General features: G+C 67.7%; 20 protein-coding genes. All 20 read left to right on the forward strand.

Annotated elements, in window-relative coordinates; translation table 11 throughout:
- The first annotated feature begins 30 nt into the window (after positions 1 to 30).
- The 20 genes from fusA (at position 31) to rplR (ending at position 12,280) form a co-directional block, all read left to right on the forward strand.
- Positions 31 to 2,127 carry an elongation factor G gene (gene fusA / locus ACLQ22_RS05425; RefSeq protein WP_121399891.1) on the forward strand — a complete coding sequence of 699 codons (2,097 nt, stop codon included), beginning with the start codon at positions 31 to 33 and terminating at the stop codon, positions 2,125 to 2,127.
- A gap of 220 nt (positions 2,128 to 2,347) precedes the next feature.
- Positions 2,348 to 3,541 (forward strand): elongation factor Tu, encoded by a 1,194-nt coding sequence (tuf, locus tag ACLQ22_RS05430; protein ID WP_425691309.1) that lies wholly within the window; start codon positions 2,348 to 2,350, stop codon positions 3,539 to 3,541.
- Between the two features lie 350 nt (positions 3,542 to 3,891).
- A complete protein-coding gene (rpsJ, locus tag ACLQ22_RS05435) occupies positions 3,892 to 4,200 on the forward strand; it encodes a 30S ribosomal protein S10 (RefSeq protein ID WP_007073037.1) in 309 nt (102 codons plus the stop codon).
- Between the two features lie 11 nt (positions 4,201 to 4,211).
- Complete coding sequence (gene rplC / locus ACLQ22_RS05440) at positions 4,212 to 4,877, forward strand: 50S ribosomal protein L3 (protein WP_121399890.1); 666 nt, start codon at positions 4,212 to 4,214, stop codon at positions 4,875 to 4,877.
- Positions 4,874 to 5,524: a 50S ribosomal protein L4 gene (rplD, locus tag ACLQ22_RS05445; RefSeq protein WP_151453328.1), complete on the forward strand. Its 651-nt coding sequence runs from the start codon at positions 4,874 to 4,876 to the stop codon at positions 5,522 to 5,524. Before rplC ends, rplD begins: the two co-directional genes overlap by 4 nt.
- Entirely contained in the window at positions 5,521 to 5,823 is a 303-nt protein-coding gene (rplW, locus tag ACLQ22_RS05450; RefSeq protein WP_088998352.1) for a 50S ribosomal protein L23, read from the forward strand. The genes rplD and rplW overlap by 4 nt, the downstream gene beginning before the upstream one ends.
- Before the next feature lie 12 nt (positions 5,824 to 5,835).
- Entirely contained in the window at positions 5,836 to 6,675 is an 840-nt protein-coding gene (rplB, locus tag ACLQ22_RS05455) for a 50S ribosomal protein L2 (protein WP_425691310.1), read from the forward strand.
- Between the two features lie 12 nt (positions 6,676 to 6,687).
- Positions 6,688 to 6,969, forward strand: a complete 282-nt coding sequence (rpsS, locus tag ACLQ22_RS05460; protein WP_088647003.1) for a 30S ribosomal protein S19 — start codon at positions 6,688 to 6,690, stop codon at positions 6,967 to 6,969.
- 40 nt (positions 6,970 to 7,009) lie between these two features.
- Positions 7,010 to 7,477 (forward strand): 50S ribosomal protein L22, encoded by a 468-nt coding sequence (gene rplV / locus ACLQ22_RS05465; RefSeq protein WP_091627711.1) that lies wholly within the window; start codon positions 7,010 to 7,012, stop codon positions 7,475 to 7,477.
- Entirely contained in the window at positions 7,477 to 8,334 is an 858-nt protein-coding gene (gene rpsC / locus ACLQ22_RS05470) for a 30S ribosomal protein S3 (RefSeq protein WP_088998355.1), read from the forward strand. Before rplV ends, rpsC begins: the two co-directional genes overlap by 1 nt.
- Before the next feature lie 3 nt (positions 8,335 to 8,337).
- A complete protein-coding gene (gene rplP / locus ACLQ22_RS05475) occupies positions 8,338 to 8,763 on the forward strand; it encodes a 50S ribosomal protein L16 (protein WP_007465292.1) in 426 nt (141 codons plus the stop codon).
- Positions 8,763 to 8,999 carry a 50S ribosomal protein L29 gene (gene rpmC / locus ACLQ22_RS05480; RefSeq protein ID WP_007073028.1) on the forward strand — a complete coding sequence of 79 codons (237 nt, stop codon included), beginning with the start codon at positions 8,763 to 8,765 and terminating at the stop codon, positions 8,997 to 8,999. Before rplP ends, rpmC begins: the two co-directional genes overlap by 1 nt.
- A complete protein-coding gene (gene rpsQ, locus ACLQ22_RS05485) occupies positions 8,996 to 9,271 on the forward strand; it encodes a 30S ribosomal protein S17 (protein WP_121399889.1) in 276 nt (91 codons plus the stop codon). Before rpmC ends, rpsQ begins: the two co-directional genes overlap by 4 nt.
- Before the next feature lie 97 nt (positions 9,272 to 9,368).
- Positions 9,369 to 9,737 (forward strand): 50S ribosomal protein L14, encoded by a 369-nt coding sequence (gene rplN / locus ACLQ22_RS05490; RefSeq protein ID WP_007465279.1) that lies wholly within the window; start codon positions 9,369 to 9,371, stop codon positions 9,735 to 9,737.
- The gene (gene rplX / locus ACLQ22_RS05495) at positions 9,734 to 10,054 is read left to right on the forward strand and encodes a 50S ribosomal protein L24 (protein WP_007465276.1); all 321 of its coding nucleotides are present in this window, start codon (positions 9,734 to 9,736) and stop codon (positions 10,052 to 10,054) included. The genes rplN and rplX overlap by 4 nt, the downstream gene beginning before the upstream one ends.
- Positions 10,054 to 10,623, forward strand: a complete 570-nt coding sequence (gene rplE, locus ACLQ22_RS05500; RefSeq protein ID WP_132230905.1) for a 50S ribosomal protein L5 — start codon at positions 10,054 to 10,056, stop codon at positions 10,621 to 10,623. The genes rplX and rplE overlap by 1 nt, the downstream gene beginning before the upstream one ends.
- A gap of 1 nt (position 10,624) precedes the next feature.
- A complete protein-coding gene (locus ACLQ22_RS05505; RefSeq protein ID WP_007465272.1) occupies positions 10,625 to 10,810 on the forward strand; it encodes a type Z 30S ribosomal protein S14 in 186 nt (61 codons plus the stop codon).
- A gap of 117 nt (positions 10,811 to 10,927) precedes the next feature.
- Positions 10,928 to 11,335, forward strand: a complete 408-nt coding sequence (gene rpsH, locus ACLQ22_RS05510) for a 30S ribosomal protein S8 (protein ID WP_013288624.1) — start codon at positions 10,928 to 10,930, stop codon at positions 11,333 to 11,335.
- Between the two features lie 16 nt (positions 11,336 to 11,351).
- Positions 11,352 to 11,894 carry a 50S ribosomal protein L6 gene (rplF, locus tag ACLQ22_RS05515; RefSeq protein WP_121399887.1) on the forward strand — a complete coding sequence of 181 codons (543 nt, stop codon included), beginning with the start codon at positions 11,352 to 11,354 and terminating at the stop codon, positions 11,892 to 11,894.
- The gene (gene rplR, locus ACLQ22_RS05520) at positions 11,891 to 12,280 is read left to right on the forward strand and encodes a 50S ribosomal protein L18 (RefSeq protein ID WP_088998360.1); all 390 of its coding nucleotides are present in this window, start codon (positions 11,891 to 11,893) and stop codon (positions 12,278 to 12,280) included. Before rplF ends, rplR begins: the two co-directional genes overlap by 4 nt.
- Positions 12,281 to 12,298 lie beyond the last annotated feature (18 nt).

The following is a 12,298-nucleotide window of genomic DNA, read 5'->3' on the forward strand; positions in this document are numbered from 1 at the left end:
GTGTCGAGACGACGATAAGTAGGGATTGAAGTGGCCGCCGCAGACGCGCTCGCCAACGTACGCAACATCGGCATCATGGCCCACATCGATGCCGGTAAGACCACCACCACCGAGCGGATCCTGTTCTACACCGGCATCACGTACAAGATCGGTGAGGTCCACGAGGGCGGTGCCGTCATGGACTGGATGGAGCAGGAGCAGGAGCGTGGTATCACCATCACCTCCGCTGCTACCAAGTGTGAGTGGAAGGGCCACACGATCCAGATCATCGACACGCCCGGCCACGTCGACTTCACGGTCGAGGTCGAGCGGTCGCTGCGGGTGCTGGACGGCGCGGTAGCGGTCTACGACGGTGTCGCCGGCGTGGAGCCGCAGACGGAGAACGTCTGGCGGCAGGCGGACAAGTACAACGTCCCCCGGATGTGCTTCGTCAACAAGCTCGACCGGACCGGTGCCGACTTCTTCCGCTGCGTGCAGATGATGATCGACCGGCTCAACGCCACCCCGCTGGTCCTCCAGATCCCGATCGGCGCCGAGTCCGACTTCATCGGCGTGGTCGACCTGGTCGAGATGCGGGCCCTCACCTGGCGCGGCGAGACGCAGAAGGGTGAGGACTACGCGATCGAGGAGATCCCGGCCGACCTCGCCGACTCCGCCGCCGAGTGGCGCGAGAAGCTGATGGAGACCCTGGCCGACGTCGACGACGCGGTGATGGAGAAGTACCTGGAGGGCGAGGAGATCTCCGTCGAGGAGATCAAGGCCGCCATCCGCCGGGCCACCATCGACGGCAAGGCCAACCCGGTCCTCACCGGCACCGCCTTCAAGAACAAGGGCATCCAGCCGATGCTCGACGCGGTCGTCGCGTACCTGCCGTCGCCGCTGGACATCCCGGCGATCGAGGGCACGGCCACCGACGGCGAGACGCCGCTGCAGCGCAAGCCGTCCAAGTCGGAGCCGTTCTCGGGCCTCGCCTTCAAGATCCAGACGGACAAGCACCTCGGCAAGCTCACCTACGTCCGGATCTACTCCGGCACGCTCGAGTCCGGTTCCCAGGTGGTCAACTCCACCAAGGACCGCAAGGAGCGGATCGGCAAGATCTACCAGATGCACGCCAACAAGCGGGAAGAGCGCGGCTCGGCCCAGGCTGGCGACATCATCGCGGTGCAGGGTCTGAAGCAGACCACCACCGGTGACACGCTGTGCGACCCGGCGAACCCGGTCATCCTGGAGTCGATGACCTTCCCGGAGCCGGTCATCGAGGTCGCCATCGAGCCGAAGACCAAGGCCGACCAGGAGAAGCTCAGCACCGCCATCCAGCGGCTGGCCGAGGAGGACCCGACCTTCCGCGTCAAGCTGGACGACCAGACCGGTCAGACGGTCATCTCCGGCATGGGCGAGCTGCACCTGGACATCCTGGTCGACCGGATGCGCCGCGAGTTCAACGTCGAGGCCAACATCGGCAAGCCGCAGGTGGCGTACCGCGAGACCATCCGCCGCAAGGTGGAGAAGGTCGAGTACACCCACAAGAAGCAGACCGGTGGTTCCGGCCAGTACGCCCGGGTGATCATCAGCCTGGAGCCGCTGCCGCTGGGCAACGACGCCCCGACCTACGAGTTCGCCAACGCGGTGACCGGTGGCCGCATCCCCCGGGAGTTCATCCCGTCGGTGGACGCGGGCGCGCAGGACGCCATGCAGTACGGCATCCTCGCCGGCTTCCCCCTGGTGGGCGTCAAGCTCACCCTGGTGGACGGCCAGTACCACGAGGTCGACTCGTCGGAAATGGCATTCAAGATCGCCGGCTCGATGGCGATGAAGGAGGCGGCCCGCAAGGCCGACCCCGCGCTCCTCGAGCCGATGATGGCCGTTGAGGTCACCACTCCTGAGGAGAACATGGGTGACGTCATCGGCGACCTCAACTCCCGCCGCGGCATCATCCAGGCGATGGAGGAGCGCAGCGGCGCCCGCGTCGTCAAGGCTCTGGTGCCGTTGTCGGAGATGTTCGGCTACGTCGGCGACCTGCGGTCGAAGACCCAGGGCCGGGCTAGCTACAGCATGCAGTTCGACTCCTACGCCGAGGTTCCGTCCTCGGTCGCGAAGGAGATCATCGCCAAGGCGACGGGTGAGTGACCCTCACCTGACGTGATCGATGATCCGGGGCGGTCGCGGGAGGGTGCTCCCCGCCCGCGGCCACCTCGGTCGGGATGCGTGAGACCGGGCCTGTAGGCTTCATCGCCGCAGAACCCACCAAAGCTCTCCGGCCGTCAGGCCGGAAAGGCTGTCGACAGAGTCCTAAGCGCCGACCGGCGCGCCGGGGCGAACGAACCAAGAATGTCCACAGGAGGACCCAGTGGCGAAGGCGAAGTTCGAGCGGACTAAGCCGCACGTCAACATCGGCACCATTGGTCACATCGACCACGGTAAGACGACGCTGACGGCGGCCATCACCAAGGTCCTGCACGACCAGTACCCGGACCTGAACCCGTACACGCCGTTCGACGAGATCGACAAGGCGCCGGAGGAGAAGGCCCGCGGCATCACGATCTCCATCGCGCACGTCGAGTACCAGACCGAGGCGCGGCACTACGCGCACGTCGACTGCCCCGGTCACGCCGACTACATCAAGAACATGATCACCGGTGCCGCGCAGATGGACGGCGCGATCCTGGTGGTAGCGGCGACCGACGGCCCGATGCCGCAGACCCGCGAGCACGTGCTGCTGGCCCGTCAGGTCGGCGTGCCGTACATCGTCGTGGCGCTCAACAAGAGCGACATGGTCGACGACGAGGAGCTCCTGGAGCTCGTCGAGCTCGAGGTCCGTGAGCTGCTGTCGAACCAGGACTACCCGGGTGACGACCTGCCGGTCGTCCGGGTCTCCGCGCTGAAGGCCCTCGAGGGTGACCCCGAGTGGACCGGCAAGCTGCTGGACCTGATGACCGCGGTCGACACCGCGATCCCGCAGCCGGAGCGCGAGACCGAGAAGCCGTTCCTCATGCCGATCGAGGACGTCTTCACGATCACCGGTCGTGGCACGGTCGTCACCGGCCGCGCCGAGCGTGGCGTGCTCAAGCCGAACGAGGAGGTGGAGATCGTCGGCATCCGCGAGAAGTCGATGAAGACCACCTGCACCGGCATCGAGATGTTCCGCAAGCTGCTCGACGAGGCCCGCGCGGGCGAGAACGTCGGTCTGCTGCTGCGTGGCATCAAGCGCGAGGACGTCGAGCGCGGCATGGTCGTCATCAAGCCGGGCACCACGACCCCGCACACGGAGTTCGAGGCGACGGTCTACATCCTCTCCAAGGAGGAGGGCGGCCGGCACACCCCGTTCTTCCAGAACTACCGTCCGCAGTTCTACTTCCGGACCACGGACGTCACCGGTGTCGTCACCCTCCCCGAGGGCACCGAGATGGTCATGCCGGGTGACAACACCACCATGACGGTGAAGCTGATCCAGCCCATCGCCATGGAGGAGAACCTCAAGTTCGCGATCCGCGAGGGTGGCCGCACCGTCGGCGCCGGGTTCGTCACCAAGATCCTCAAGTGAGCTAGGTAACCCCGATTAGACCCGCCGCCGGTCGTGCGGCATACTAGTCAGGTTGCGTAACGACAGTTCGCTGCCTGTGTTCGGCTTTCGCTGAACCTCCGGGTGGCAGAGCAGTCGAGCGTAGGGTGGTTGGCGGCCAGTCCGCCAACCACCCTCGCACGGCGTTCAGGTCGCGGTAGCGCGATCGACGCCTTGACCCACCGCGCGGTCAGAGTCGCTCCGGAGTCCCGGGGCGGAGCCTGGCCCGAGGGCGCGACACGCCCGACCGCGGGGGTCGGCGAAGTGGGCCTGTGCCAGCCGGTACAGGCGCCCGCAACACAGCGGCATCGAGAGAAGGAACAGAAGCCACCATGGCGGGACAGAAGATCCGCATCCGGCTCAAGGCCTATGACCACGAGGTCGTCGACTCCTCGGCTCGGAAGATCGTCGAGACGGTGACGCGTACCGGGGCGCAGGTCGCGGGCCCGGTGCCGCTGCCCACGGAGATCAACCGTTTCTGCGTTATCCGCTCGCCGCACAAGTACAAGGACTCGCGCGAGCACTTCGAGATGCGCACGCACAAGCGGCTGATCGACATCATCGACCCGACCCCGAAGACGGTCGACTCGCTCATGCGCCTCGACCTGCCGGCTGGCGTCGACATCGAGATCAAGCTGTAGGGACCGGACAAATGGACAGGCAAGTCAAGGGGATCCTGGGCGCCAAGCTCGGCATGACCCAGGTCTGGGACAACAACCGTGTTGTCCCGGTGACCGTGGTCGAGGCCGGCCCGTGCGTCATCAGCCAGGTTCGTAGCGCCGAGAAGGACGGTTACTCCGCGGTCCAGCTCGCGTACGGCACGATCGACCCGCGCAAGGTCAAGAAGCCGATCAGCGGGCACTACGCGAAGGCCGACGTCGCGCCGCGCCGGCACATCGTCGAGCTGCGCACCGCCGACGCGGCGGACTACTCGCTCGGCCAGGAGATCACGGTCGAGGAGTTCCCGGCCGGCGTCTCCATCGACGTGACCGGCAAGACCAAGGGCAAGGGCTACGCCGGCCCGATGAAGCGGCACGGCTTCCACGGTCTGCGCGCCAGCCACGGTGTCGAGCGCAAGCACCGCTCGCCGGGCTCCATCGGCGCCTGCGCCACCCCGGGTCGTGTCTTCAAGGGCACCCGGATGGCCGGCCGCATGGGTGGCGTGCGCTACACCGTGCAGAACCTGACCGTCCAGGCGGTCGACACCGAGAACAACCTCCTGCTCGTCCGTGGCGCCATTCCCGGCCCCAAGGGCGCGCTGGTCCTGGTCCGTACCGCGGCCAAGACCAAGGCGAAGAAGGGCGGTGCGGCCAAGTGACCACCGTTGACGTCCTCACCGTCGAAGGCTCCAAGAGCGGCTCCGTCGAGCTGCCCGCCGACATCTTCGACGTCCAGGCCAACGTCGCGCTGATGCACCAGGTCGTGGTGGCTCAGCTCGCGGCGGCCCGGCAGGGCACGCACAAGGTCAAGACCCGCGGCGAGGTCGCCGGTGGCGGCAAGAAGCCGTACAAGCAGAAGGGCACCGGTCGCGCCCGGCAGGGCTCGATCCGCGCGCCGCAGTTCGCCGGCGGTGGCGTCGTGCACGGCCCCGTGCCGCGCGACTACAGCCAGCGGACCCCGAAGAAGATGAAGGCCGCCGCCCTGCGTGGCGCCCTCTCCGACCGGGCCCGCGCCGGGCAGGTGCACGTCGTCGAGGCGTTCGTCTCGGGCGAGAAGCCGTCGACCAAGGCCGCCCTGGCCACGCTGACGAAGCTGACCGAGGCCCGTCGGGTCCTGGTCGTGCTGAGCAGCACCGACGAGCTGAACTGGGTGTCGCTGCGCAACGAGCCGCGGGTGCACCTGATCGAGGCCGGCCAGCTCAACACGTATGACGTGCTGGTGGCCGACGACGTGGTCTTCACCAAGGACGCCCTGGACGAGTTCCTGGGTGTTCCCGCCGAGACCACCGAGGAGGGTGGCAAGTGAGCACGATCGCCGACCCGCGCGACATCATCGTGGCGCCGGTCGTCTCGGAGAAGAGCTACAGCGAGCTGAACCGCAACTGGTACACCTTCCTGGTGCACCCGGACGCGAACAAGACCGAGATCAAGATCGCGATCCAGCAGATCTTCGACGTCCGCGTCCTGACGGTCAACACGCTCAACCGCCAGGGCAAGCGCAAGCGGACCAAGACCGGTTTCGGGCAGCGTAAGGCCACCAAGCGGGCGATCGTGAAGCTGGCTGACGGTGACCGTATCGAGGCCTTCGGCGGCCCGGTCAGCTGAGGGGTGTAGACAATGGCTATCCGTAAGTACAAGCCGACGACGCCGGGCCGGCGTGGCTCCAGCGTCGCCGACTTCGCTGAGATCACCCGGTCGACGCCCGAGAAGTCGCTGCTGGCTCCGCTGCCGAAGAAGGGCGGGCGTAACGCCCACGGCCGGATCACCGCGCGGCACCACGGTGGCGGTCACAAGCGCCAGTACCGTCTGATCGACTTCAAGCGGGTCGACAAGGACGGCGTGCCGGCGAAGGTCGCCCACATCGAGTACGACCCGAACCGCACCGCGCGCATCGCGCTGCTGCACTACGCCGACGGCGAGAAGCGCTACATCCTCGCGCCGAAGGACATGAAGCAGGGCGACCGCGTCGAGTCGGGTCCGGGCGCCGACATCAAGCCGGGCAACAACCTGCCGCTGCGCAACATCCCGGTCGGTACCACGATCCACAACGTGGAGCTGCGTCCGGGCGGCGGCGCCAAGCTGGCCCGCTCGGCCGGCGTCGGCATCCAGCTGCTCGGCCGTGAGGGCGCGTACGCGACCCTGCGCATGCCGTCCGGCGAGATCCGGCGGGTCGACGTCCGCTGCCGCGCCAGCATCGGCGAGATCGGCAACGCCGACCAGTCGAACATCAACTGGGGCAAGGCCGGCCGCATGCGCTGGAAGGGCAAGCGCCCGACCGTCCGTGGTGTCGCCATGAACCCGGTCGACCACCCGCACGGTGGTGGTGAGGGTAAGACCTCCGGTGGTCGCCACCCGGTCAACCCGCAGGGTAAGCCCGAGGGCCGCACCCGTCGTAAGGGCCAGCCGAGTGACCGGCTGATCGTCCGCCGCCGCTACGCCACGCGTAAGCGCGGCTGAGGGAGATAAGACATGCCTCGCAGCCTGAAGAAGGGCCCGTTCATCGACGACCACCTGCTCAAGAAGGTGGAGACGCAGAACGACAAGGGCTCGAAGAACGTCATCAAGACCTGGTCGCGGCGCTCGACGATCATCCCCGAGATGCTGGGCCACACGATCGCCGTGCACGACGGACGCAAGCACGTCCCCGTGTTCGTGACTGAGGCGATGGTCGGGCACAAGCTCGGCGAGTTCGCGCTGACCCGCACGTTCAAGGGTCACGAGAAGGACGACCGGAAGAGCCGTCGGCGCTGACGCCGCGGGCATACGGATAGAGGAACAAGGGGTTACAGCGATGCCAGGAAAGGGCGACGCTCCGGTGCTTCCGGGCGCGCGGGCGGTTGCGCGGCACGTGCGCATCTCGCCGATGAAGGCGCGCCGGGTGGTCAACCTCGTCCGCGGCCTGCCCGCGAAGGAGGCGCTCACGGTGCTGCAGTTCGCGCCGCAGGCTGCGAGCGAGCAGGTGTACAAGGTGCTCGCTAGCGCGATCGCCAACGCGGAGAACAACGAGCGGCTGGACCCCGACGCGCTGCTCGTCAGCGAGGCGTTCGTGGACGAGGGCCCGACCATGAAGCGGTTCCAGCCGCGGGCGCAGGGCCGGGCGTACCGGATCCGCAAGCGCACCTGCCACATCACCGTCGCGGTCGAGGCGGTGGCGCCGGCCGCGCCGAAGAAGGCGGCCGCGAAGAAGGCGGCCCCGGCGAAGCAGGCGGAGCCGGCCGAGACGGCCGAGACGCAGAGCAAGACGGAGGGCGCCGAGTAATGGGTCAGAAGGTTCACCCGCACGGGTTCCGGCTCGGCATCTCGACCGACTGGAAGTCCCGCTGGTTCGCGGACAAGCTCTACAAGGACTACATCGGCGAGGACGTCAAGATCCGCCGCATGATGTCCAAGGGCCTCGAGCGCGCCGGCATCTCCAAGGTCGACATCGAGCGCACCCGGGACCGGGTCCGCGTCGACATCCACACCGCCCGGCCGGGCATCGTCATCGGCCGTAAGGGTGCGGAGGCCGACCGGATCCGCGGCGAGCTCGAGAAGCTGACCGGCAAGCAGGTCCAGCTGAACATCATCGAGGTGAAGAACCCCGAGTCGGACGCGCAGCTCGTCGCACAGGGTGTGGCCGAGCAGCTCTCCAGCCGGGTCAGCTTCCGTCGGGCGATGCGCAAGGCCATGCAGTCCGCGATGAAGAACCCGGTCTGCAAGGGCATCCGGGTCCAGGTCTCGGGTCGTCTCGGCGGCGCCGAGATGAGCCGGACCGAGTTCTACCGCGAGGGCCGGGTCCCGCTGCACACGCTGCGGGCCAACATCGAGTACGGCTTCTTCGAGGCCCGTACGAGCTTCGGCCGGATCGGCGTGAAGGTCTGGATCTACAAGGGCGACGCGGTGCCGGGTCGGGAGACTCCGGCCGAGGCGCCGTCGCGTCCGCGCCGTGACCGTGGCGACCGCCCCGAGCGGCCGCGCCGTGGCCGGTCCGGCTCGTCCGGCACGACCGCCGGCGGTACCGAGGCCGGCCGGGCCGCCGCCGCGACGACCATCGCGCAGCAGGCCGAGACGCCGAGTGGGGACGCGGTGGATCCCGCCGCCGTCGCCGCCGCGGCAGAAACGCAGCAGGAGGGCTGACAGATGCTGATGCCGCGCAAGCCCCCGAAGGGCTTCCGCAAGCCGCACCACCCGGACCGCAGTGGCGCGTCCAAGGGTGGTAACCGGGTGGTGTTCGGCGAGTTCGGGATCCAGGCTCTCGAGCCGGCGTACGTGACGAACCGCCAGATCGAGTCGGCGCGTATCGCGATGACCCGCCACATCAAGCGTGGTGGCAAGGTCTGGATCACGATCTTCCCGGACCAGGCTCTCACCAAGAAGCCGGCGGAAACCCGCATGGGTTCCGGTAAGGGTTCGCCCGAGTGGTGGGTCGCCAACGTCAAGCCGGGGCGGGTTCTCTTCGAGATGTCCTTCCCCAACGAGCAGATCGCGCGAGAGGCGATGCGTCGCGCGATCCACAAGCTCCCGATGAAGTGCCGCATTGTTACGCGCGAAGTGGGTGAATCCTGATGGCAGCGGGCGTTAAGGCCTCCGAGCTGCGTGAGCTCTCCGAGGAGGAGCTGGTCACGAAGCTGCGCGAGGCCAAGGCGGAGCTGTTCAACCTCCGCGTGCAGGCCGCGACCGGCCAGCTGGACAACAACCGGCGGCTGCAGGTCATCCGTCGGGAGATCGCCCGGATCTACACGATCATGCGTGAGCGCGAGCTGGGTCTCTCGGCCGCGCCGACTGAGGTGACTGCATCATGAGCGAGAACACCACCGCCGCCGCGCGGGCCCGCCGCAAGGTGCGTGAGGGCCTCGTGGTCAGCGACAAGATGGAAAAGACCGTCGTCGTCGAGGTCGAGGACCGGGTCAAGCACGCGCTGTACGGCAAGATCATGCGCCGTACGCGCAAGTTGAAGGTGCACGACGAGCAGAACACCGCCGGCATCGGCGACCGGGTCATGATCATGGAGACCCGGCCGCTGTCCGCCACGAAGCGGTGGCGGCTCGTGGAGATCCTGGAAAAGGCCAAGTAGCGAAGGCTCGAGCTCGCCCGGCGTCAGTCGGGCGCGGGTTCCGCCAGGCTCCGGCCGCCGTGCGCGGCCGGAGAACCGGCAGACATAGGAGATAGACGTGATTCAGCAGGAGTCGCGACTGCGCGTCGCCGACAACACGGGTGCCCGGGAGATCCTGTGCATCCGGGTTCTCGGTGGCTCCGGTCGGCGCTACGCGAGTATCGGCGACGTCATCGTGGCCACCGTCAAGGACGCGATCCCGGGTGCCGGTGTGAAGAAGGGCGACGTCGTCAAGGCCGTCGTCGTTCGCACCGCCAAGGAGAGGCGGCGGCCGGACGGTTCGTACATCCGCTTCGACGAGAACGCCGCCGTCATCATCAAGGACGGCGGGGACCCGCGCGGTACCCGCATCTTCGGCCCGGTGGGCCGGGAGCTGCGGGACAAGCGGTTCATGAAGATCATCTCTCTCGCGCCGGAGGTGTTGTGACCGTGAAGGTCAAGAAGGGCGACACGGTCGTCGTCATCGCCGGCAAGGACAAGGGTGCCAAGGGTAAGGTCATCGCGGCCTACCCGCGGCAGGACAAGGTCCTGGTCGAGGGCGTGAACCGGGTCAAGAAGCACACCCGCATCAGCACCACCCAGCGTGGCGCCAAGACCGGTGGCATCGTCACCCAGGAGGCCCCGATCCACGTCTCGAACGTGCAGGTCCTGGACTCCGACGGCAAGCCGACCCGCGTCGGTTACCGGATCGACGACAACGGCCAGAAGGTCCGCATCGCGCGTAGCACCGGTAAGGACCTGTGATGACCACGGCTACCGAAACCAAGACCATGCCGCGCCTCAAGGAGCGGTACCGCAACGAGATCGTGGCGCAGCTGCAGGAGCAGCACCAGTTCGGCAACCCGATGCAGGTGCCGCGGCTGGTCAAGATCGTCGTCAACATGGGTGTCGGCGAGGCTGCCCGGGACGCCAAGCTGATCGACGGCGCCGTCCGGGACCTGGCCACCATCACCGGCCAGAAGCCGCAGGTGCGGCGGGCGACCAAGTCCATCGCGCAGTTCAAGCTCCGCGAGGGCATGCCGATCGGTGCGAAGGTGACCCTTCGCGGCGACCGGATGTGGGAGTTCCTGGACCGGCTGCTGTCGATCGCGCTGCCGCGTATCCGTGACTTCCGCGGTCTGGACGGGCGCAAGCTCGACGGGCACGGCAACTACACGTTCGGTCTGACCGAGCAGTCGGTGTTCCACGAGATCGACCAAGACAAGATCGATCGGCAGCGGGGCATGGACATCACGGTGGTCACGACCGCCACGACCGACGACGAGGGCCGGGCGCTGCTCAAGCTCCTGGGCTTCCCGTTCAAGGAGAACTGAGATGGCCAAGAAGGCGCTGATCATCAAGGCGGCCGCGAAGCCGAAGTTCTCGGTTCGCGCGTACACCCGCTGCCAGCGGTGCGGGCGTCCCAAGGCGGTCTACCGCAAGTTCGGTCTCTGCCGGGTCTGCATCCGGGAGATGGCCCACCGCGGTGAGCTGCCGGGCGTGTCCAAGGCTTCCTGGTAAGGGCGACCGCGTCCCGGCCTTCGGGCCGGGACCCCTTGCACCGATCACGTATTGCTCTTCGCCGTAGGCCCGGGCGCATCGCCTCGGGAACCCCGGCGAGAAAGGCTGACGAAATCCATGACGATGACCGACCCGATCGCAGACATGCTCACGCGTCTGCGTAACGCCAACCAGGCGTACCACGACCGGGTGACGATGCCCTACTCGAAGATCAAGGCGAACATCGCCGAGGTCCTCAAGGCCGAGGGCTACATCGCCACCTGGTCGGTCGAGGAGCCCGAGGAGGGCGCCGTCGGCAAGCGACTGGTCGTCGAGCTGAAGTACGGCCAGAACCGGGAGCGGAGCCTGGCCGGCATCAAGCGAGTGTCCAAGCCCGGTCTGCGGGTTTACGCCAAGTCGGACGGGCTCCCGCGGGTGCTCGGCGGGCTGGGCGTGGCGATCATTTCGACGTCCCAGGGGCTGCTCACCGACCGGCAGGCCCGCAAGCGGAGCGTTGGCGGGGAAGTCCTCGCCTTCGTCTGGTAACGGGAGACAGGTAGAAATGTCGCGTATTGGACGTAAGTCGATCCCGGTGCCAGCCGGCGTCGACATCACGATCGACGGGCAGACCGTCAAGGTCAAGGGCCCGAAGGGCGAGCTCTCGCACACCCTGGCCGAGCCGATCACGATCGACCGGGCCGAGGACGGACAGCTGAACGTCAACCGCCCGAACGACGAGCGCAAGGCCAAGGAACTGCACGGCCTCAGCCGTACCCTGGTCGCCAACATGATCGTCGGCGTCACCGAGGGCTACCGCAAGAGCCTGGAGATCGCCGGCACCGGTTACCGCGTGACCGCCAAGGGCCAGGACCTGGAGTTCGCGCTCGGGTTCTCGCACCCGGTGCACGTGGCGGCGCCCGCCGGCATCACCTTCACGGTGGAGAAGCCGACGCTGTTCCACGTGGCCGGCATCGACAAGCAGCTCGTCGGTGAGGTTGCCGCCAACATCCGGAAGATCCGCCCGCCGGAGCCCTACAAGGGCAAGGGCGTGAAGTACCAGGGCGAGGTCATCCGCCGCAAGGCTGGAAAGGCAGGTAAGAAGTGAGCGCCACGCTGCTCAAGCGCCGCCGCGGCGTCGCCGCCAAGCGTGCCGTCGGGCGTGCGCGCCGGCACTTCCGGGTCCGCAAGAACGTCAGCGGCACCGCCGAGCGTCCCCGCCTCGTGGTCACCCGCTCCCTGCGGCACATCGTCGCCCAGATCGTGGACGACACCAAGGGTCACACCCTGGCGTCGGCCTCGACCCTGGACGCCTCGCTGCGGGGCACGGAGGGCGACAAGAGCGCCCTGGCCGGCAAGGTCGGCGCCCTGCTCGCCGAGCGGGCCAAGGCCGCCGGCGTCTCCAAGGTCGTCTTCGACCGCGGTGGCAACCGGTACGCGGGGCGGGTCGCCGCGCTTGCCGACGCCGCCCGCGAAGCCGGGCTCGAGTTCTAGAAACCCCGTCACGAGAGA

The organism is Micromonospora sp. DT178 (assembly GCF_049841695.1).
Lineage (GTDB): Bacteria > Actinomycetota > Actinomycetes > Mycobacteriales > Micromonosporaceae > Micromonospora.